Below are 20,225 nucleotides of genomic sequence, written 5' to 3' on the forward strand. Positions count from 1 at the left end.
TTTTAAACGTCCTGCTTCCAGGATAAGGCCCGTAACAAATCCGCAAAAACCCCCGCGGCCGTGACATCATTACCAGCGCCATATCCTCGTAACACCAAAGGCAAGGGTTGATAGTAACGACTGTAAAATGCAAGTGCATTTTCTCCGTCTTTAATTTTATAGAGAGGATCATGGCTGGAAACCGCTTCTATTCGTACTTTACAGATTTGATTTTCAATCAATCCAACATAGCGTAAAACCTTTTTTTGTGACCTGGCGTCTGATGCTTTTTGTTTAAAATCCGCATCTAATGAAGGCAAACGTTTCAAAAAGGTGTCAACATCCCCTGAAATATCAAAGTTAGCGGGCAACACCGACTGAACCTCAATGTCGTCTAGCTCAAGCTGGTAACCCGCTTCCCGTGCCAAAATTAAAAGCTTGCGAGCCACATCCATCCCCGATAAATCTTCTCGAGGATCGGGCTCCGTATAACCTTTCTGTTTTGCGTCAAGTGTCGCTTCTGAAAGGGTCATGCCTTCATCGAGCTTCCCGAAAATAAAAGAAAGAGAGCCTGATAAAATGCCAGAAAACTGGATCAGCTCATCGCCGGCATTGAGCAAATTTTGCAAATTTTCAATTACAGGTAGCCCCGCGCCGACATTGGTATCATATAAAAATTTGCGACAGGATTGAGCGGCTGCCTTTCTTAATTCATGATAGTAGGCCATAGAATCCGTATTGGCTTTTTTATTGGGTGTGACGACATGAAAACCGTTTGAAAGCAATGTCACGTATTGGTTTGCTATGAGTGTGCTGGAAGTGCAATCTACGATGACAGGATTCAATAAACGCTGCTCTTTAACCCAATGCGTCAGCCGATTGAGGTCAGACGAAGTGTGGGCTTGTGCCAATTGCTCCCGCCAATCGTTCAAATCAATACCATGCAAATGCGTTAACATGACTTTTGAATCGATGATCCCACAGACACGCAAATCAATCTGTTTGTGCTTGAGCCAGGATTGCTGACGACGAATCTGTTCTATTAATGCACTGCCAACCCCACCGACACCAATAATAAAAACTTCCATGACTTGATCGGTATGAAAAAGCATTTGGTGACACACTCTGGCGCCGGTGGTCGCCACCTCGTTTTTGACCACAGCAGAAATAGAACGTTCAGAAGAGCCCTGAGCAATCGCAATAATATTAATATTCGCTCGCGCTAAAGCCGAAAAGAAACGGGCGCAAATGCCTCGCAAGGTCCGCATGCTATCTCCAATCACAGAAATGATAGCCAGATCTTCCATGAGGTCTAATGCATCGAGAATGCCTTCTTTTAATTCTAAATAGAATTCTTCTTCTAAGGCCAGGCGTGCATACAATAATTTGTTCCCAGGGATACAAAAACTGATGCTGTATTCAGAAGAAGATTGAGTGATCAAAATAACGGAGATCCCCTTACGCGACATCACTGAAAATATTCTGGCGGCAATATCGGTCATGCCTTTCATCCCAGGCCCAGATACGTTAATCATCGCGACATGATTGAGGTTGGTAATGCCTTTAACAGGATATTCAGTATCACTGGCTTGTTGATGGCTGATTAGGGTACCAGGGGCTTGAGGATTGCTCGTATTTTTAATGAAGCAAGGAATTTTAAATTGAGCAATCGGGGCAATTGTACGCGGATGTAATACATTCGCACCAAAATAAGACAATTCCATCGCTTCTTGATAGGACATCGATTTCAACAGTTTTGCATCGGGAACCAAACGGGGATCACAAGTATAAACCCCATCCACATCCGTCCAGATTTCGCAAAAATCTGCTTTTAAGCATGCGGCTAACACTGCGGCAGAATAATCTGAACCATTACGACCCAACAAAACACATTCTCCCTTCTCATTACCCGCAGTAAAACCGGCCATAAAAATTACATGATCTTTCGGAATCGCCATTTGAGAGATACGTAAAGAGGATTCTGCAATATCAACAGTAGATTCAAGATAATCCCCGTAAGCCAAAATTTTTTCTACAGGATTAATGACAGTAATAGACGCCTCTTTGGCCTGAAAAATAGCGGCCATAATAGCAATAGAGAGTTTTTCACCGAGGCAGATAATAGAGGCTTTCACGCTGTCAGGACACAATCCGAGCAAAGCAATTCCATCTAATTTTTGTTGAATCTGAGTCCATTCTGCCTGTAGCATTTTTTTAAGGGGATCGTAAGGCAATGAAGGATGAGCCGCGTTGAGCCCCTGTAAAAGATCAAAAAAAATGCTTTCAGCTTGTTGTAAATATTGAGAGACAGACTGACCAGAAAAGGCGATTTCAATCATGGTCAAAAGATGATCAGTGATTTTAGCGGGGGCAGAAAGCACCACCGCCACCTGGCCATGAACACGGTTACATTCGATAATATCGGCCACGCGTAAAAATTGCGACGCATTTGCTACTGAGGTTCCACCAAATTTCAGGACACGCATCTTTTATCTTCTTATCCATTTTGAAAGAAACGAATGATGCCAGATTTCATGGATTCTTCAAGATGAGATATTTTTCTATAAATGGATATGTGAGATAAAAATACAAAGCTCAAAATAAAATTGATTAGTAAAAAGCAAAATGAAATAAAAATTAATAATAAAAAATAAAAAATAACGCAATTAAATTAATTACAAATATAAGTTACAGCTTTAAATATTTAATATAAAAAGGTTTGCTCATTTAACATTAAATATTTTAAATCGATTAAAAAATAAAAAATTATTTTTTAATATGAATATTTTTATATCTTTCGAAGATATAATGTTATTATAATACGTGTATTTTTTAAATAACTTATTGAATAAACAAAACGAGTTTAATCTCATGTATTTTTAAAAATCTATTTAAAATTTAATTTTAATTCATAAATAATAATATATTTTAAATAAAAAATATATTTAATCATTTTAGTAACAGTAATAAATTCATTTTATTATCAAGCACAGAATGTTTACATTCTTGTGTCTATTTTTTGTCATACAAAATTTTAGGTAAAAAATATGCGGGCGTTGCAAATTTTGATAGTAGAGGACGAACTCGTCACTCGTCATACATTAAAAAGTATTTTTGAAGCAGAAGGTTATCTTGTGCATGAAGCAAGTGATGGTGAAGAAATGCAAGTGATTTTATCAAAAGAAAATATCAACTTGATTATTATGGACATCAATCTACCCGGTAAAAACGGTCTTCTTCTAGCTCGAGAAATTCGTGAACAAAAAAATGTGGCGTTAATCTTTCTTACGGGGCGTGATAATGAAGTCGATAAAATTTTAGGCTTGGAAATTGGTGCGGACGACTACATCACCAAACCTTTCAATGCTCGAGAATTAACCATTCGAGCTCGTAATGTACTTTCTCGCACTATGCTCATCAGCATGCAACCAGAAAAAACTCAACGGATTGAAAGTTATCTATTTAATGGTTGGAAACTGGATATTAACAGTCGTTCTCTGATAAATCCTGAAGGGGAGATGTATAAATTGCCACGTAGTGAATTTAGAGCGCTTCTGCATTTTTGCGAAAATCCAGGAAAAATTCATTCACGTGAAACCCTACTTAAAAAAATGACAGGGCGTGAACTTAAATTAAACGATCGCACGGTGGATGTGACGATTTGCCGTATACGCAAGTATTTTGAGCTCTCTGTTGATAGAATGGAAATCATCGCTACCATTCATGGTGAAGGATATCGTTTTTGCGCTCATATAGAGACGATTGAAAACTCTTCTGATAAGGACTTAAACGAAAAATAAAATAATGAACAGTGCATTTTAATATGAAAATATTTTTGATATAGCTAAGCGATTTAATTTTAGTTACAATATAAAGAACTAATTAGCATGAGGTCACTATGAGTTATTCAGTGGATTTTCGTCAAAAAGTCCTGAGTATTCGAGAGAAAGAAGGACTGAGCATCAGAGCAACGGCGAAGCGTTTTCACGTAGGTACAGATACTCTCAGGCGTTGGCTCAAGCGAATAGAACCGAAACCCTCGGGTCCGCGTCGAGGCAAGATGGATAAAGAGGCGTTTATCAAAGATGTGGCAGAGTATCCAGATAGCTATCAACGGGAACGGGCGGCCCGTTTCGGGGTGTGCCCCAAAGCCATCTGGCAAGCATTGAAAAGATGGGGTCTGACCTATAAAAAAAACTCTGCGTCATCCCAAGGCAAACGAAGAGGCACGACAGGGGTTCCAGGAAAAAATCGCGGGGTATCAAAAGCAGGGTAAATCTCTGGTTTATCTCGATGAGAGCGGCTTTGCTCACGATATGCCCCGCCTCTACGGATACGCTACACGAGGTCAACGCTGTTTTGGGACTCACGATTGGCAGGCTAAGGGCCGCACTAACGTCATTGGTGCCTTATTAGGGGTCACTCTCATCGCGGTGGGCCTCTTTAACTGCTCCATTAACAGCGATGTTTTTTATGCCTGGGTCACTCAGCTGCTCCTACCCGCTCTTCCTCATCCGTGCGTGATGATGATGGATAACGCTTCTTTCCACAAGCGAAAAGATATTCAACACGCCATTCTCAACGCCGGTCATTCTATTGAATATTTGCCTCCTTATTCGCCCGAGTTCAACCCTATTGAGCACACATGGGCTCAAGCTAAAAGAAAAAGAAGAGAACTTCAATGCGACATCAATACCTTGTTTTCAGAACATATTATGTAACTATTCTTATGTCGTTTAGCTATATGAGTATGCATACCCGCCCTCAGCCCCCTGAAAATCAGGAGCAACTTTTGCTTCGAGCCCAGAGGATATCAGGTTCCTCTTTAGGGGAATTAGCCTGCCTGGCCAAATGGACGGTCCCACCTGATTTAAAAAAGGATAAAGGCTGGGTAGGTTTATTGCTGGAATATTATTTGGGGGCACGAGCAGGCAGTAAAGCTGAGCAGGATTTTGCAGATATAGGGGTTGAGCTCAAAACCATTCCTGTTGATGTTAAAGGTCAGCCTTTAGAGACGACTTTTGTGTGTTACGCCCCTTTAACTCGAAATACAGGGATTATTTGGGAAAATAGTCATTTACGAAAAAAGTTAGCAAAAGTTTTATGGGTACCCATAGAAGGTGAGCGGCAGATCCCGCTCACCCAAAGGCGTGTCGGTACCCCCTTTTTTTGGAGCCCGAATCTTGATGAAGACAAAGCACTACAACAAGATTGGGAAGAGCTGATGGAGCGAATTATTATGGGGCAAATTAATCATATCAGTGCCCACCATGGTGAAGTGTTACAACTACGTCCAAAAGCCAAGAATAGTCGTATTTTAACAGCAGCAACAGGCGAAACAGGCCAACCTATAATGACTTTACCAAGAGGGTTTTATTTAAAAAAAACCTTTACTGCCGCGATATTAGCGCGATATTTTTTATTATAAGAAAGTTAGAAATAAAAACGACTACCGAAATCTGACAAATCTAAGGTAAATCACGGATGTTGAACATGACTCAATCTAGATAAACTGATGGCCAGAAATACAGGAGAAATGGGACAGCCTACAATGACTTTACCAAGAGGATTTTATTTAAAAAAAACCTTTACTGCCGCGATATTAGCGCGATATTTTTTGTTATGAATGATTGAAGATTTTTAAGATAATCAAAAATCAGGGTCAAAATTTATAAAATTTAAGCGTTATTTGAAAGCTTTTTCAGTATTAAAAAGTTTACCCTTGTAAAGAGTTAGGTTAGTAAAAAAGTGCCGTCACTATTTGACTTCTTAAACCATGATAAAAATACAAGGAAATTTATAAAAATGTCAACCCCAGTAAGTTCATTATTTTTTAATAGATCAATAACAATTAAAAAAAATCTCTTCAATAAAGAAGAAACAAAGATGTCTGATTGTTTTAAATATGCATCCAATGTTTTTAAAAATAAAGCTACAGTTAACTTGATCAACAACATCTCATCAACAGATCTAGCTTTAGAGGATCTAGTCGCACGCCGCATATTCAGTGATTTTCGTGAGTACTCTAACATAAAGAATGAAAAAGAATTCATGGATATCTTACAGGCTATAATTGGTGAGAAATATAAAATAGGAAATGCTGAGTTAAAAATTATGGAATGCCCTATCAATGAAGGCAATAAAAACGAAACAATAATTATTAAATTTGAATTGCATGACAATAAAAAGAATATATCTACTCAAGGATGTGTATTTTTTGAAAAAAAATCAGGTAAAGATAAAAGTAGTAATTTTGTAGAATTTAAATTAACCATCAACGATAAAAGATTTTTAAATAAAAAAAGTCACTTAATCGATTTTTTTAAAAATGTATTTAAAAGAATTTTTGGGTATAAGACAAAATTCGAGCTTATTAATACAAAAAAGAACCAATAGAACAAAATATTAAAAATTTTTTAGAAAAAGAAATGCAGGAGTAAGTTCAAAAACGAAGTAAAAGAATTAGAATTCATAATTAAAAAACCAACAGAAGAAAAAAAATTTTACTTAAAAATCAGCGGAAAATATAACTATATATTTTTACAATAAAATCAACTTATAAATTAACAATAAAAATGCAGTGATTATTTTACCTATTAAACCATCATTAAAACAAAATGCAGGCATATTTATGCAAAACTTAACACAAATATATTCATCACCTTCTTATAAACCAATAATATTTACAAAAAATGTTTTTAAGAGTAATCTTGTGCAAGAATTAAAAAATATTAAAAATGAAAATAATTTAGAAATTCCTGATTTCTCAAACATAAAAGAAAGCTTAAACTCCATCATTGGGGGAAAATATCAAATAGAAAAAGATACAAATCTCACAATTAATCCCGATGACTTTGGTTTCAATGAAGAAGATGGAGATGGATATATTAAATTTACTTTGAGTAAAAGTGATACTAGCAACAATAAAGAAACCTCTACTACTGGACTTGTTTATTTTGAAAGAAAACAAGGTAATGAAGTTGAATGCCACTTAGCTATTGATGATAAACGTTCTTTAAATAAAGAAAGTAGTTTGATAGATTTTTTTAAAAATGTATTTAAAAAAATTTTTGGCGATAAGACAAAAATTCAGCTTATTGATCAGAAAAAAGAATTAGTAGAAGAAAAAATTAGCAATTTCTTTAAAAACAAAATGCAAGATGAGTTAGAAAAAAACGAAAAACAACTAGAATCCATAATTACAAAACTAACTGCAGAAAACAACAATCTAAAAAAATTTAAAGAAAATGAATTAGAGAGTAAGGAAAAATTAAACACTCTAATAAGCGCATTGAAAGTTGAGCGAGCTGAATTAGCGGAAGGCGTAAAATTTTACCAAGAATTTTTTAATAAAAAGGAGATACTTAGAAAAAATCGGGCAACAATTCAAGCAGATTCAAACAAAGAATTATCAAAATTAAGTCAAAGAATGAACTTTCTGTTTGAACAATTTAATAATTTAAAAAAATCTCAAGAAAAAACAGCTTCTTCTGTCGTACAGAGTCTAACTGAAAAATTAAGTTCAAATGAAACTCTGAGTGATGTAGAAATACAAGAAAAATTAGATATTGCATCATCCATTTGCATGAACGCAATAAAAAAAGAATGTAGCTATATTTTAAATGAAATTAAAAATATAACGAATCAACTCGTGGAGTTAAACAATAATCAGAAACCAATTGATCAAACCACAAACTTATTAAATTTAAAAGCGAATCTAAATATCTTATCTGCTCAGATTAAAGAGCATTCGGACAACACCGAAAAACACATCATCCCTCTACTAAAAGAAAAAATTCAGTTAAATATTAAAAACGCAATATTGCTTAAAGAGCTTAGTTCTCAAGTATTGAACATGGGAAATGTTGCAGCAGACGTAGATGGGATGTCATCAATTAAAAAACTAACTGCTGAAAACGAGGATCTAAAAACAGAAAACAAAATTTTACTTGAATCTCAAAAATCAACCGAAACTGTTGCTTATACATTCATGCACGAAAATCAAATTTTAAATAACATAATAAAAAATTTAGATTCTCAAATAGAAATCTTACGTGAAAGAAACAAAAAACTAATTCAAGAAATAACTACAATCATGGGAAATGAAGATATTCAAGAAGTAAACGAAATCGTAAAATGCTGGAGGAAATCAAGAGAGTGATTGGAAAATTTATCACGTTATCAATCTGATTTAAGGCAGCACAGAAGTAACGGACCAAATAAAACTGATGAGTGAAGCACAGAAAAAAAATAAATTTTAACAAACAGAGCAGCTTCGAAAGCTTAACTTCAAGACTAGAGCTAAACAAAAGCAGTTGTTTGACACAATAAACCTGTTGCTTAATAAAAAAAACGTTTTTAGGTATTTTTTTAGGGTCATTTTTTATTATCTAGTGTGAAAAAATCACTTAAAGTCGATTTAATAGGATCTGTTTCCTAATGTCACATGGTTTATTATTAGGCAACAAGTTTAATCAACTATTCAACTCCTGCAATTCCACCTTAGGCTTAATGCTTAAGGTGGCACCAATAGAAGCACAAATAATAGCCGCTAGCCCAAACCACTGAACCCCTGTTAAATACTCATTTAAAAAAACCACACCAGAAAGCGCCCCAAAAGCCGGCTCTAAACTCATCAGTGTTCCAAACGTTCTTGCAGGCAGGCGCGTTAAAGCCACCATCTCTAATGAAAAAGGCACGACACTAGAAAGAATCGCAATCGCTATCCCAAAAGGCAACACCTCAGATGAGCATAAAGCCATTCCATTATCAATGATACCAATGGGACAAAATAAACAGGCGGCTATCAATGAACCCACTGAAACCGCGCCAGGGCCATGATGCACCCCCGTTTTTTGACCAAAAATGATATATAATGCCCAACAAGCGCCAGCCGCCAAAGCACAGGCCGCAGAAAATAAATCCACCCCCCCTGTTTTTTGATGTAATGGCAGCAAAAGCCATAACCCTAGAATGGCAAAGCCAAGCCACACAAAATCCACAATACGACGAGAAGAAAACATCACAACCGCCAAAGGCCCGGTAAACTCAAGTGCAACCGCAACCCCCAGGGGTAATTTTTTTAATGAAAAATAAAAGAGAAAATTCATTCCACCCAATGCAAAAGCATATAAAAATAACGCCATGCGATCCCCGCGGGGGAAGCGTATGCGCCAAGGCTTAAAGATGAACAATAAAATGAAAGCGCCTATGCCGAGCCGAAGAGAGGTCACCCCTGGAGCGCCAACAAGAGGGAAAAGCCCCTTTGCCAAAGAAGCGCCGCTTTGCAGCGAAATCATGGCAATCAATAAAGCGCCAATAGGCAACACAAATTTGGAAACGCGCAATTGAGTGATCCTTTTGATGTGATTTAAAATTGCCTCCACTTCTTTTTGCAACAGATTTATCTCATCGTGACGAATTCTTCAGCAACTGTGGGATGTATCGCAATCGTTTGATCGAAATCTTTTTTAGTGGCCCCCATTTTCATCGCCACTGCAAATCCTTGCAATATTTCATCTACAGCAAAGCCGATGCCATGAATGCCCACAATCTTTTCTTCTGATCCCAAACAAACCAGTTTCATGCGACAAGGTTGCCGGTGGCTTCCCATGGCACTGTACATCGGCGTAAAAGATGAAGTGTAGACCTTAATTGCTTGCGCATTATATTTTTCTTTTGCTTGTTCTTCTGTTAGGCCCAGCATCGCGATGGGAGGATGACTGAAAACGACCGTGGGCACCTGAGTATAATCCAGGTGTTCATCAGGTTTATGGTTAAAAAGCCGTTCAGATAGCCGCCGACCAGCCGCAACGGCAACAGGCGTTAATGCGGCTGCCCCTGTGTTATCGCCGACCGCGTAAACACCAGGCTGAGTGGTATTTTGAAATTTATCGACCGCAATATAGCCTTGATCGTTCATGCGAATGCCGGCCGCCGATAAATTGAGTTGATCGATTTGCGGGTCACGCCCAATCGCCCAAATGATCTCATCTACTGTCAGTGCATCCTCTGTTTTTAATCGTAAGGTTAAACTGCTATCTGGATTTTTGATCACCTGCGCTACTTGAGTTTTAGTGTGCAGTTTTAAGGTCGAATTGTGTATGATTTCAAGCAATGTGCTGACAATTAAACCATCAAAATGACGCAAAGGGGCCTCATGACGTACCAGCAAATGGGTTTCAACTCCTAAGGCATTGAGAACCCCCGCAATTTCAAGTGCAATATATCCGCCCCCCACCACAGCCACCCGTTTTGGCGGCTCTTTTAAAGCAAAAAAACCATCGGAGTCAATCCCGTATGCTGCACCGGGAATATCAGGATGTTTGGGCCGTCCCCCTGTGGCAATTAAAATATGATCTGCGGTCACTATTTTTTTAGCTGGATGGTCTTTTTCAGTGGCAATTTCAACGGTATGAGCATCGATAAAACGCGCCTTCCCTTTAACGACATCCACTTTATTTTTGGCTAAACCCCGTTGATAAGATTGATGGATTCTTTCAATATAAGCAGTTCTATTTTTGATTAAAGTTTGCCAACTAAAGGCATTTAAAGTGGTATCAAAACCATAATCCGGCCCATATGAATGGATCATCTCGGCAATTTGTGCGGCATGCCACATGATTTTTTTAGGGACGCACCCGACATTCACACAGGTGCCCCCAAGCGCTTTGGCTTCCACCAACAGACATTTTTGACCATATAACGCCGCTCGATTGACAGAAGCGATACCTCCACTACCTCCTCCAATCACGAGATAATCATAATGTTCGTTCATCAATATTTTCCTGAAATGTTATAGAGCACCTGTTATATCAGATGTGCCGTGTCATACGGCCAACCACCGTTTCTTACATGAATAAACAACGAGCTTAGCGATGGCTTTTGAATCGATTTGTCCGTGTTTTCCGCGAAATGAGACATCGTGCTGACACACCTTACATAGCATCAGTTGAATGATTTTTAAATTCATTCCTTCCCAACACACCTCAGATTACAGCCTCAAAATTTCCTTCACAAAAGGGATGGTGAGTTTGCGTTGTGCACGAATGGATGCCTTATCAAGCCTATCTAGCGCCATAAATAATGACGGCATTTCTCTATCAAGGCGTTTTAACATAAAGCGTCCCACCTCTTCTGGCAACTCAAACCCTCGTAATTTTGCCCGAAGTTGCAAAGAAAGCACTTTATCATCATCTGATAAAGGCTGTAATTTGTAAATTTGCCCCCAATCCAATCGAGAAGCCAAATCAGGTAAATGAAGATGTAACTGACGGGGCGGGCGATCACCTGTCATCAGAAGGCAGGTGTGATCTTTTTCCAAAATGCGATTGTAAAGATGAAATATCCCCATTTCCCATTCAATATCACCGACAATATGTTCAATATTATCGATGCAAATCAAGGCAAGCTGCTCCATTCCTTCAAGGACTTCTACGGTGAAATAGGCGCGTTTGTCTAATGGCACATAACCCACCGCTTTTCCTTGTTTTGAGAGTGTCGAGCAGGCGGCATGTAGTAAATGGCTACGTCCTGAACCTTGTTTAGACCAAAAATAAATATAGCGACCATGAGAATCACAAAGGGCGGATTCAATCGCGGCCAATAACGCGGAATTGTCGCCAGGATAAAACCCCGAAAAGGTGGCATCATCTGGAAGGAAAAGGGGAAGTGGGAGCTGTGTAGGGTTATTCAAAAACACCTCACGAAAGCAGACCGTTGCAAAACCACACAAAGAGCGGGGCTTTCACCGCTCCGAATATGCAACACAGTTATCAGTCGATTTTGCAACAGATGAAATGAAAAACAGAATTTTTACCTGACACCCAGAAACAAAAGTATTTTAACATAGATAAATTTGACATTGTGTGAGATACAATCAGGCTCAACATCTCATCGTTTCTCTCGAAAAAATTTTTCATCAATTGCTCATTTTATAATCTGTTCGGTGCTCAAGAATGACCTATATTTGTTTGGCCGCAACCTGCTTGGTGCACTCACCAATCTCAAAATCACTATTAAAAAGCTCTTTGCCTGTGTCTGTTAGATCATTTTTTTCCGTTATTTTTTGTATTGTGCTTACTGTTGAAGATGCATCATACATCCAATAATTTCCATCTTTACGCTTACAAAGCGTAACAAGATGCCCAGAAGTATTTCATTTTCTCAATAAAAACAATCGAGAGTCGAATTTGTCTAACTTAGCTTTGAATGAAAAAGTTTCTAGATCAAGTCGATTAGGCGGTTTTTCATATAAAAGAACATTAAACGCATTCGGCGACGAACTTTTATGTGTAATGAAAGGCCCCTGCACCGTTTTCGTGTAGTCGGAGTCATTAATAAAATAATCCCGTATAAGACTACAGTAATCTGACTGTAGGTTGCCTTCTGTAAGATGACTCGCTTTTAGGCCTCCCGTGAATTCGGGATCTAGGCCAGTCAGTACCTTATTACAAAACGTCGCTAGACCTTCAGAACAATTTTGGTTGTATACCTTGAGATAGTTTTTTACCCCTTGATCAACATCACTTCCTGTCAATTCTTGTGTACGTTCTCCGATTAAAATTTGTTCATTTTCTTCAGGATCGTATTTAATAGATAATTCACGTAATTTATTCTGTTTTTCTTCCTACGCTTTTTTACGAGAGTTGTCTATTCACTCAGTGGATTTTTGTCAGCGGAATTTTTTGACTGAATTGAAACTATCTTGACAGAATCATTGCTTGCCTCTCTAAATTGAAGCTGAAATATTTTCTGAGAAGACGATTCGACTACTTTTCCATTTTGATTAAATTTGATTAATGCATATTCACCAGATGCATTTCCAGGCAAAAGGATTTCATCCTTATTAAGGTGTATCATAGGATAATGACTCGCTTTTGATATATGAGTCATAAAAAACTTCCATTAAAACAAAAAAATAATATCTATAAAATAGATTTTTTGAATAAATGATAAAAAATGCGCAGTGAAATCTGTTATTTGAATGTGGCCTGCAACTTCTGTGTTACTGATTTTTTGTCATCTCTTTTATATCAATCAGCGCACTCGGGTTTTTCATGTATTTTGTATCTAATGATTCAGACTGGTCATGAATTTATTTATCCTGGAAGATTAATAGATATATTATATCTATTTTTCATATCAAAATAGAAAATATTTACATACATTTACGATGAAAGATCTTTACTCTTAAAAAAATGAAATAAAAACTCAAAATTTGCGATCCATCTCTCAGATTCAGGATCTGAAAACATGGTTATTAAAAATGTATGTCATGATGAGAGGAAATAGAATTGAGATGTGATTAAAAAACAGGAAAGAACAAGGATGAAAATATGGCCAGGTCAATTGCCGCCCAGAGAAAAATTATTGAAATTTGGTGCAAGTGCACTAACAGACTCAGAATTGCTCTCTATTTTTCTGAGGACAGGAACACCAGGTCTGCATGTCAGTGAAATGGCAGAAAAACTGATTGTAGAATTTGGTTCGCTCTACCATCTCATGTCGGCTGACTATGAAACTCTCTCGGCACAGAAAGGAATGGGTAAATCTAAATTTACACAAATTCAGGCTATATTAGAGTTAGCAAATCGTTGTTTTTATTCTAATTTATTACATGAAAATGTGATGCTCAATTCAAAAATCACCCAAAAATTTTTGCAAAATCTTCTTTCTCATCGGGACAGAGAAGTTTTTTTAGTTTTGTTTTTAAACAACAAAAACAGAGTGATTAGTTATGAGGAACTTTTCAGTGGCACGATTGATACTGTTGAAGTGCATCCAAGAGAAGTATTACGAAAGGCATTAACGGTGAATGCTGCCGCCATTATTTTAGCCCACAATCATCCATCAGGAGAACCTGAACCCAGTCAGGCTGATCGTCTGATCACCACTCAAATCATAGAAGCCTCTGCATTATTGGATATTCGGGTTTTAGACCATATCGTGATTGGTCATGGAAAATGTGTTTCTTTTGCGGAACGAGGGTGGATATAAAAATATTTTTACTATTTCGCATAATTATTTTTGGGTATTGAGACTATCATCTTCAGCGCGTATAATGCCGCGTTTTGATCATTTTAACGAAAGCACAAGTCAGTTTATTAAGGAACTGAAGCTGGTTTGATTTTTTGGAGATAAATATGTCCCGAGTTTGTCAGGTGACGAAAAAACGCCCAGTGACCGGTAATAGGCGTTCTCATGCTATGAATGCAACCAAACGCCGTTTTTTACCGAACTTGCATCGTCACCGTTTTTGGATTGAAAGTGAAAAACGTTTTATCACCCTGCGGTTATCTGCCAAAGGTATTCGTATTATTGATAAAAAAGGTATCGAGGCTGTTTTAGAAGAAATCAAAGCCCGTGGTGAAAAGTATTGAGGAGCTAACATATGGCTAAAAGTGTTCGTGAAAAAATAAAATTGGTTTCCTCTGCTGGTACAGGTCATTTTTATACCACCAGCAAGAATAAACGTACTCAAACAACAAAATTAGAGTTTAAAAAATATGATCCCGTTGTTCGTCAGCATGTGATCTATAAAGAAGCAAAAATCAAGTAACTGTTTTGAATTGAAGCGTAAAGCCCACTGAGTCAAGTCAGGCTTCCGTTTGAATACAATAAAATCCCCGCTCATTATTGCAAATAAAATATCAAAGATACTATCCTGTTGTTTCTGCAGCAGGATTTTTTTTATTCAGGTGCAGGTGTCTAACAATCAAAAACTCATATTCTATTAAGCTTGTTGTAAAACCCTGGAAAAGACAGAGCTTATTGTCACTTGTCTCTTATTTTGTTAAACATAGGCTCACACATGAATCATACTTATTTCACCTTTCCTAAGTTCGATCCCATTATTTTTTCTATAGGCCCGATTGCTCTGCATTGGTATGGGTTGATGTATTTACTCGGTTTTATTTTTGCACTTTGGTTGGCGATAAGACGTGCTAATAAACCTAATAGTCATTGGAATAGAATCGAAGTTGAAAATTTATTATATGCATGTTTTATGGGTGTTTTTATTGGTGGCCGCTTAGGTTATGTCTTGTTTTACAATTTTTCCGCTTTTTGGGATAACCCTCTTTATTTATTTAAAGTCTGGGAAGGTGGGATGTCATTTCATGGCGGATTAATAGGCGTCATCTGTGTGATGCTTTTCTTCGCCCGTCGCACTCAACGGCATTTTTTTCAAGTTTCTGATTTTGTTGCACCTTTGATCCCATTTGGTCTAGCGGCAGGTCGTTTAGGTAATTTTATTAATGGAGAGTTATGGGGGCGCGTCGCAATCAATACACCTTGGGCCGTATTATTCCCTGGTTCACGTAGTGAGGATATCTCTTTTGCTGCCGGTGATCCTGAATTACAGAATTTATTGAATCAGTATGGTGTTTTGCCTCGTCATCCTTCGCAAATTTATGAAATGATCCTTGAAGGCATCGTGCTATTTATGATTCTCAACCTTTTTATTCGCCGATCCCGTCCCATTGGGAGTGTTTCTGCATTATTCCTGATAGGCTATGGTATTTTTCGGGTGATCGTTGAATTTTTTAGGCAACCAGATCAACAAATTGGTTTATTCGACGGTGTTATCAGCATGGGGCAAATTCTTTCGATTCCTATGATTTTATTTGGCTTTATAATGCTCATTTGGGCATATCGCCGTTAGTATATTTGAAATAGTTTTTATGAGGCAGTATGAAACAATATCTCCATTTGATGAAAAAGGTTTTAAACGAAGGTACTGAAAAGGAAGATCGCACGGGGACAGGGACCGTATCGATATTTGGGCATCAAATGAGGTTTAATTTAAAAGAAGGGTTTCCTCTGGTCACCACTAAAAAGTGTCATCTGCGATCTATTATTCATGAATTATTATGGTTTCTCAAAGGTGACACCAACATCGCGTATTTACGTGAAAATCAAGTTTCCATTTGGGAGGAATGGGCTGATAAAACAGGCTCTCTGGGACCCATATATGGCAAGCAATGGAGAGCTTGGGGCACGCCCGATGGCCACCAAGTGGATCAGTTATCTCAAACTCTGGAACTATTAAAAAATAACCCTGATTCGCGACGTATGATTGTGTCTGCATGGAATGTAGGCGAATTAGATAAAATGGCCTTGGCGCCCTGCCATGCTTTTTTTCAGTTTTATGTGGTAAAAAAGACTTTGTCCTGTCAATTGTATCAGCGTTCATGTGATGTTTTTTTGGGTTTGCCTTTCAATATTGCAAGCTATTCGTTATTAATGCATATGATTGCCCAGCAATGTGATTTTTTTTTAGGTGATTTTGTTTGGACAGGCGGCGACATCCATTTATATTCTAACCACCTTGATCAGGCGCATCTTCAACTGACGAGAGAACCAAGATCATTACCTCATTTATTGATCAACAGAAAACCAGATTCTCTCTTCGATTATCATTTTGAAGATTTTTCATTAGAAAAATACAACCCTTATCCTGCCATTAAAGCGCCTGTGGCCATTTAAAAATGGAACATAACAATATATTGATTTTTGAACATCGTCGTATTGAGACAGATGCACAAGGTTATCTCAAAAATACTGACCATTGGTCTGAAGCTTTAGCTCTATTTTTAGCAGAGCAAGAAGGCATTGTATTAACACCAGAACATTGGGAAATGTTGTATTTTATTCGCCATTTTTATAAAAAATTTAATACATCACCTGCGATTCGTCTTTTAGTCAAAGCGCTGCATGAAAAATATGGTCCAGACAAAGGAAATAGCCGTTATCTTTATCAATTATTTCCAAAAGGCCCTGCGACACAAGCCAGTAAAATCGGGGGGTTACCTAAGCCTGTAAAATGTATTTGATGAATATGTAGATATCATTGATATTATTACTAAAACTGATAAAATTACCGGCCGCATCTGAGGTAGATTTAAAAAATATCACTTCTAATCAGTCCCTGTAGTTAAACGGATATAACAAGCCCCTCCTAAGGGCTAGTTACTGGTTCGATTCCAGTCTGGGACACCACATGTTCACCGTATCTTTCTTGCTGATTTGCGTACTGAATCAGTAAATGAATCAAGGTTTGTTTTTCTGGATTATCTTCATATTCTAAAAGCATCTCTTTTAATTTGAGAAGATACTCTTTGATGATTCCAGGGCTGAGCACCGTGTTGAAATGCGCTTTCCAGCGCTGTTGATCTTTTTCACTCAAAGTTTCAGGATAATTTCTGGCACGAAATCGAAAAAACAGGGTTTCCAAACGAGGATCCTGAAATACTATTTTCAAGGTCGGCAAATTCTCTGGTAACGTTTTTTGAATGGTGCTTATCTCGGCCCGATCGAAATCATTAAAAAAACCGTCGTATAATTGTGCGTCTACATTATTCACTTTTGGAAAAGGTTTTTGACCGTCAAAAATGGCCACCATCTTTTCTCTGATGTCTGGATAACGCCGCAGTAGTTCTAGATTTTTTAAACAATGTTGTTGATCAATACCTAACCTCTGTGCATTTTCCCTTGACAGGGTTTTGGCCGGCGCCAATATGGGGCATTTATTGATATGGACCAATTTTAAAGGGACTTGAGCACATTCACTGCCTAATTGATCTCTGGGTGTATACAATCGTTCCCGAAGCATATCCGCCTTTAATGATAATAAAGGCGTGATATCCCCCGCTAAATCACAGACAATCACCGCATTTTGATTGTCTGGATGCCAGGCAATAGGCAATATCCAACTCGTATGGCCTTTTTCTGGGCTAAACATGCCTGAAACATGGACCAAAGGGGCCATATCCCCAATATGAATCAATGTGTTGATTTTATGTTTGCTGCGATGTGCATAAAAATAATGAAATAAACGAGGTTGAGCTGATTTTAATAATTTTGCTAATGCCATGGTCGCATAAACATCAGAAAGTGCATCATGAGCTTGAGTATGTTTTATCGAGTTTGCCTTCGTTAAATGCTCCAATTTAAAGGAAGGCAAGCCTTGTTCATTTTTAGGCCAAATGATGCCCTCTGGACGCAAAGCGTAACAAGCGCGCGTCAGATCAAGCAAATCCCAACGCGAATTACCGTTTTTCCAACTGTACGCATAGGGATCATAAAAATTACGATAAAAAATATGTCTGCTGAATTCGTCATCAAAACGAATGTTGTTATAACCAAGAATACAAGTATTGGGTTGACTCAAAACACGATGAATCTGATGTGCAAACCGTGCTTCATTAACGCCTTCTGATAAAGCTTTTTGCGGTGTGATCCCTGTTATCATGACGGCTTCAGGATCAGGGAGATAATCTTGAGCCGGTGAGCAATACAGTACCAAAGGATCTTCAACCGGATGAAACTCTAGATCGGTACGAATACCGGCAAATTGGGCGGGGCGATCTAATCCGGGGTGTTGACCGAAAGTTTCATAATCATAAATATAGAAAGTCAGGTTTTGAGACATCTTTAACGCCTTACAAAATTGATGTAAACAATATCATTCTGGGTTAATCATTCCCCTAAAAGAGCGCAGACACTAAAAAGAAATTATAAAAAAAGTTCAATCAAAGAATTAAGAAACCACTTCCCTTTCTCAGTCACCTGCCAATATTGAGTATCCTCTTTTAAATAGCCCAAATTTAATGCTTGATCCAAGGCTGAACGAATATGGCTTTCTTTCACCCCTGTTAAATTTAAAAAATCCGCTCTGGGGGTAGGTTCTAACAGACGAAAACGATTCATAAAAAATTCAAAAGGACGCTCTGCCAAGTCGACATCATATTGTTGATATTGATATTGACCCTGCATAAAACCACGAGGATGCTTTGTCTTCACCGTTCGTATCATCCGCCCATCATCAAAAGTCAATTTACCATGCGCACCACACCCAATCCCCAGATAATCGCCAAATCGCCAATAATTTAAATTATGCTGGCATTGATGTTCTTTTTTTGCATACGCCGATATTTCATATTGTTCATATCCCGCTTTTTGAAGACATTGATGACCTTTTTGAACAATGTCCCAACTGCTGTCTTCATCTGGTAAAGGCGGCGGACGCGAGCTGAACGCCGTGTGCGGCTCAATCGTGAGTTGATACCAGGAAAGATGAGGCGGAGATAATATCATCGCTTGCTCTAAGTCTTTCAGTGCGTCTTCTAAGGTTTGATCGGGCAGGCTGTGCATCAGATCTAAATTAAAGCTGCTCAAAGAAAGCGTTTGTGCCAAATGAGCGGCTTTTTTACCTTGCTCAGCATCGTGTATTCTGCCCAGCGCCAAGAGTTTTTGATTGTCAAAACTCTGTATGCCGATGGAAATACGGTTGATACCCGCTTGCTGATAGTCAACGAAACGTTTCGCTTCAATGGCGCCAGGATTGGCTTCCATTGTGATTTCCGCGTCTTTTCTAATATCGATACGCGCCTTAACACCATGAAGCAGTTGTTGCATTGCCTGCGCGCTGAGCAGACTGGGTGTTCCCCCTCCAATAAAAATAGTCTCAATAGCCCTGCCGCTTGTCAGAGGAATATCTGCTTCTAGATCGGCCAATAAATGCGCCACATATTCTTCATGAGGCAGCTCGCCTTTCAAGGCATGCGAATTAAAATCGCAATAAGGACATTTTTTGATACACCAGGGGATATGAATATAGAGGCTTAAAGGAGGGAGTTTAGACATTTCTCATCACATCCAGGAATTGTCGTAATGCCTCGCCGCGATGAGACATCGCCGATTTTTCTTCAATACTCAATTCAGCCGCTGTTCTTTTTAATTCGGGAAGATAAAAAACAGGATCATAACCAAATCCTTCGGCTTTTTTGGACTCTTGACAAGAAGAAGCGATCATGCCTGACCATTTGCCATGAAATATCCCTGGGCTGGCGTCAGCCGGGTGTTTTAAATAGACAAACACACAATGAAACTGTGCGCCACGTTCCGCATTGGGGACCTCTTTCATTTCGTGCAGTAATTTTTTGATATTCTCGCTATCGCTGGCGTTTAATCCGGCATAACGTGCAGAATAAATGCCGGGCGCGCCATTTAAGGCATCGACCGTTAATCCTGAATCGTCTGCAATGGCAGGCAATCCTGTCATCTGTGCGGCATAACGCGCTTTTAAAAGCGCATTTTCGATAAAAGTCAGTCCTGTTTCTTCTATAGAGGCAAGATCATATTCCATTTGAGGAATAATCTTTAATCCAGATCCCTTGAACAAATCTTTAAACTCAAGCACCTTTCCTTGATTCGTGGTGGCCAAAACGATTTTTTGCATCAAA

Annotated in this window: 20 protein-coding genes, 1 tRNA gene and 1 pseudogene; 14 read left to right on the forward strand and 8 right to left on the reverse strand. The window is 38.2% G+C overall.

Translation table 11 applies throughout. The annotated features are described in order from the left end of the window. Nucleotides 1–2 precede the first annotated feature (2 nt). Complete coding sequence (gene thrA / locus HDEF_RS08540) at nucleotides 3–2,465, reverse strand: bifunctional aspartate kinase/homoserine dehydrogenase I (RefSeq protein ID WP_015874254.1); 2,463 nt, start codon at nucleotides 2,463–2,465, stop codon at nucleotides 3–5. A 561-nt stretch (nucleotides 2,466–3,026) separates the two neighbouring features. Between thrA and arcA the strand changes: the two genes are divergently transcribed. The 7 genes and pseudogenes from arcA to HDEF_RS08570 all read left to right on the forward strand — a co-directional run bounded on the left by arcA (nucleotide 3,027) and on the right by HDEF_RS08570 (nucleotide 8,140). After that, nucleotides 3,027–3,779 carry a two-component system response regulator ArcA gene (arcA, locus tag HDEF_RS08545; protein ID WP_015874255.1) on the forward strand — a complete coding sequence of 251 codons (753 nt, stop codon included), beginning with the start codon at nucleotides 3,027–3,029 and terminating at the stop codon, nucleotides 3,777–3,779. 98 nt (nucleotides 3,780–3,877) lie between these two features. Then, a complete protein-coding gene (locus HDEF_RS08550) occupies nucleotides 3,878–4,255 on the forward strand; it encodes an IS630 transposase-related protein (protein ID WP_012737971.1) in 378 nt (125 codons plus the stop codon). Further along, nucleotides 4,179–4,700, forward strand: coding sequence for an IS630 family transposase (locus HDEF_RS08555; RefSeq protein ID WP_302476659.1), 522 nt, complete (start codon nucleotides 4,179–4,181; stop codon nucleotides 4,698–4,700). The genes HDEF_RS08550 and HDEF_RS08555 overlap by 77 nt, the downstream gene beginning before the upstream one ends. A gap of 23 nt (nucleotides 4,701–4,723) precedes the next feature. Beyond that, nucleotides 4,724–5,407: a DNA mismatch repair endonuclease MutH gene (gene mutH, locus HDEF_RS08560; RefSeq protein ID WP_015874256.1), complete on the forward strand. Its 684-nt coding sequence runs from the start codon at nucleotides 4,724–4,726 to the stop codon at nucleotides 5,405–5,407. 102 nt (nucleotides 5,408–5,509) lie between these two features. Then, nucleotides 5,510–5,605, forward strand: a pseudogene (locus HDEF_RS13365) (DNA mismatch repair endonuclease MutH); the annotation flags it as partial. 179 nt (nucleotides 5,606–5,784) lie between these two features. Continuing rightward, nucleotides 5,785–6,375, forward strand: a complete 591-nt coding sequence (locus tag HDEF_RS08565; protein ID WP_044612379.1) for a hypothetical protein — start codon at nucleotides 5,785–5,787, stop codon at nucleotides 6,373–6,375. 235 nt (nucleotides 6,376–6,610) lie between these two features. Further along, complete coding sequence (locus HDEF_RS08570; RefSeq protein WP_044612570.1) at nucleotides 6,611–8,140, forward strand: hypothetical protein; 1,530 nt, start codon at nucleotides 6,611–6,613, stop codon at nucleotides 8,138–8,140. Nucleotides 8,141–8,453: 313 nt separating this feature from the next. Here HDEF_RS08570 and rhtA read toward each other — a convergent pair whose 3' ends face one another. The 4 genes from rhtA to HDEF_RS08595 all read right to left on the reverse strand — a co-directional run bounded on the left by rhtA (nucleotide 8,454) and on the right by HDEF_RS08595 (nucleotide 12,873). Next, complete coding sequence (rhtA, locus tag HDEF_RS08575; protein WP_044612571.1) at nucleotides 8,454–9,344, reverse strand: threonine/homoserine exporter RhtA; 891 nt, start codon at nucleotides 9,342–9,344, stop codon at nucleotides 8,454–8,456. A 38-nt stretch (nucleotides 9,345–9,382) separates the two neighbouring features. Then, entirely contained in the window at nucleotides 9,383–10,756 is a 1,374-nt protein-coding gene (gene gorA / locus HDEF_RS08580) for a glutathione-disulfide reductase (RefSeq protein WP_015874260.1), read from the reverse strand. A 216-nt stretch (nucleotides 10,757–10,972) separates the two neighbouring features. Further along, nucleotides 10,973–11,680, reverse strand: a complete 708-nt coding sequence (hda, locus tag HDEF_RS08585; RefSeq protein WP_044612572.1) for a DnaA inactivator Hda — start codon at nucleotides 11,678–11,680, stop codon at nucleotides 10,973–10,975. Between the two features lie 950 nt (nucleotides 11,681–12,630). Then, nucleotides 12,631–12,873, reverse strand: coding sequence for a hypothetical protein (locus tag HDEF_RS08595; protein ID WP_015874263.1), 243 nt, complete (start codon nucleotides 12,871–12,873; stop codon nucleotides 12,631–12,633). 435 nt (nucleotides 12,874–13,308) lie between these two features. On the opposite strand from HDEF_RS08595, the gene radC reads away from it, so the two are divergent. The 7 genes from radC to HDEF_RS08630 all read left to right on the forward strand — a co-directional run bounded on the left by radC (nucleotide 13,309) and on the right by HDEF_RS08630 (nucleotide 16,980). Then, nucleotides 13,309–13,977 carry a RadC family protein gene (gene radC / locus HDEF_RS08600; RefSeq protein ID WP_015874264.1) on the forward strand — a complete coding sequence of 223 codons (669 nt, stop codon included), beginning with the start codon at nucleotides 13,309–13,311 and terminating at the stop codon, nucleotides 13,975–13,977. Between the two features lie 146 nt (nucleotides 13,978–14,123). Next, nucleotides 14,124–14,360, forward strand: a complete 237-nt coding sequence (gene rpmB, locus HDEF_RS08605) for a 50S ribosomal protein L28 (protein ID WP_015874265.1) — start codon at nucleotides 14,124–14,126, stop codon at nucleotides 14,358–14,360. Nucleotides 14,361–14,371: 11 nt separating this feature from the next. After that, nucleotides 14,372–14,539 (forward strand): 50S ribosomal protein L33, encoded by a 168-nt coding sequence (gene rpmG, locus HDEF_RS08610; protein WP_015874266.1) that lies wholly within the window; start codon nucleotides 14,372–14,374, stop codon nucleotides 14,537–14,539. 252 nt (nucleotides 14,540–14,791) lie between these two features. Beyond that, nucleotides 14,792–15,643, forward strand: a complete 852-nt coding sequence (gene lgt / locus HDEF_RS08615) for a prolipoprotein diacylglyceryl transferase (protein ID WP_015874267.1) — start codon at nucleotides 14,792–14,794, stop codon at nucleotides 15,641–15,643. 29 nt (nucleotides 15,644–15,672) lie between these two features. Then, complete coding sequence (gene thyA, locus HDEF_RS08620; protein ID WP_015874268.1) at nucleotides 15,673–16,467, forward strand: thymidylate synthase; 795 nt, start codon at nucleotides 15,673–15,675, stop codon at nucleotides 16,465–16,467. Between the two features lie 17 nt (nucleotides 16,468–16,484). Further along, entirely contained in the window at nucleotides 16,485–16,814 is a 330-nt protein-coding gene (locus tag HDEF_RS08625; protein WP_044612573.1) for a TusE/DsrC/DsvC family sulfur relay protein, read from the forward strand. 91 nt (nucleotides 16,815–16,905) lie between these two features. After that, nucleotides 16,906–16,980 (forward strand) — tRNA-Arg (locus tag HDEF_RS08630). On the opposite strand, the gene sbcB is transcribed toward HDEF_RS08630, so the two are convergent. From sbcB to rdgB, 3 genes are all read right to left on the reverse strand, one after another. Next, nucleotides 16,940–18,412 carry an exodeoxyribonuclease I gene (sbcB, locus tag HDEF_RS11215; protein WP_015874270.1) on the reverse strand — a complete coding sequence of 491 codons (1,473 nt, stop codon included), beginning with the start codon at nucleotides 18,410–18,412 and terminating at the stop codon, nucleotides 16,940–16,942. The genes HDEF_RS08630 and sbcB overlap by 41 nt on opposite strands. An 83-nt stretch (nucleotides 18,413–18,495) precedes the next feature. Continuing rightward, on the reverse strand, nucleotides 18,496–19,626 hold the full coding sequence (hemW, locus tag HDEF_RS08640) for a radical SAM family heme chaperone HemW (RefSeq protein ID WP_015874271.1): 1,131 nt from the start codon (nucleotides 19,624–19,626) through the stop codon (nucleotides 18,496–18,498). Next, complete coding sequence (rdgB, locus tag HDEF_RS08645; protein ID WP_015874272.1) at nucleotides 19,619–20,221, reverse strand: RdgB/HAM1 family non-canonical purine NTP pyrophosphatase; 603 nt, start codon at nucleotides 20,219–20,221, stop codon at nucleotides 19,619–19,621. The genes hemW and rdgB overlap by 8 nt, the downstream gene beginning before the upstream one ends. Nucleotides 20,222–20,225: the final 4 nt, after the last annotated feature.

Source organism: Candidatus Hamiltonella defensa 5AT (Acyrthosiphon pisum), from assembly GCF_000021705.1.
Lineage (GTDB): Bacteria > Pseudomonadota > Gammaproteobacteria > Enterobacterales > Enterobacteriaceae > Hamiltonella > Hamiltonella defendens.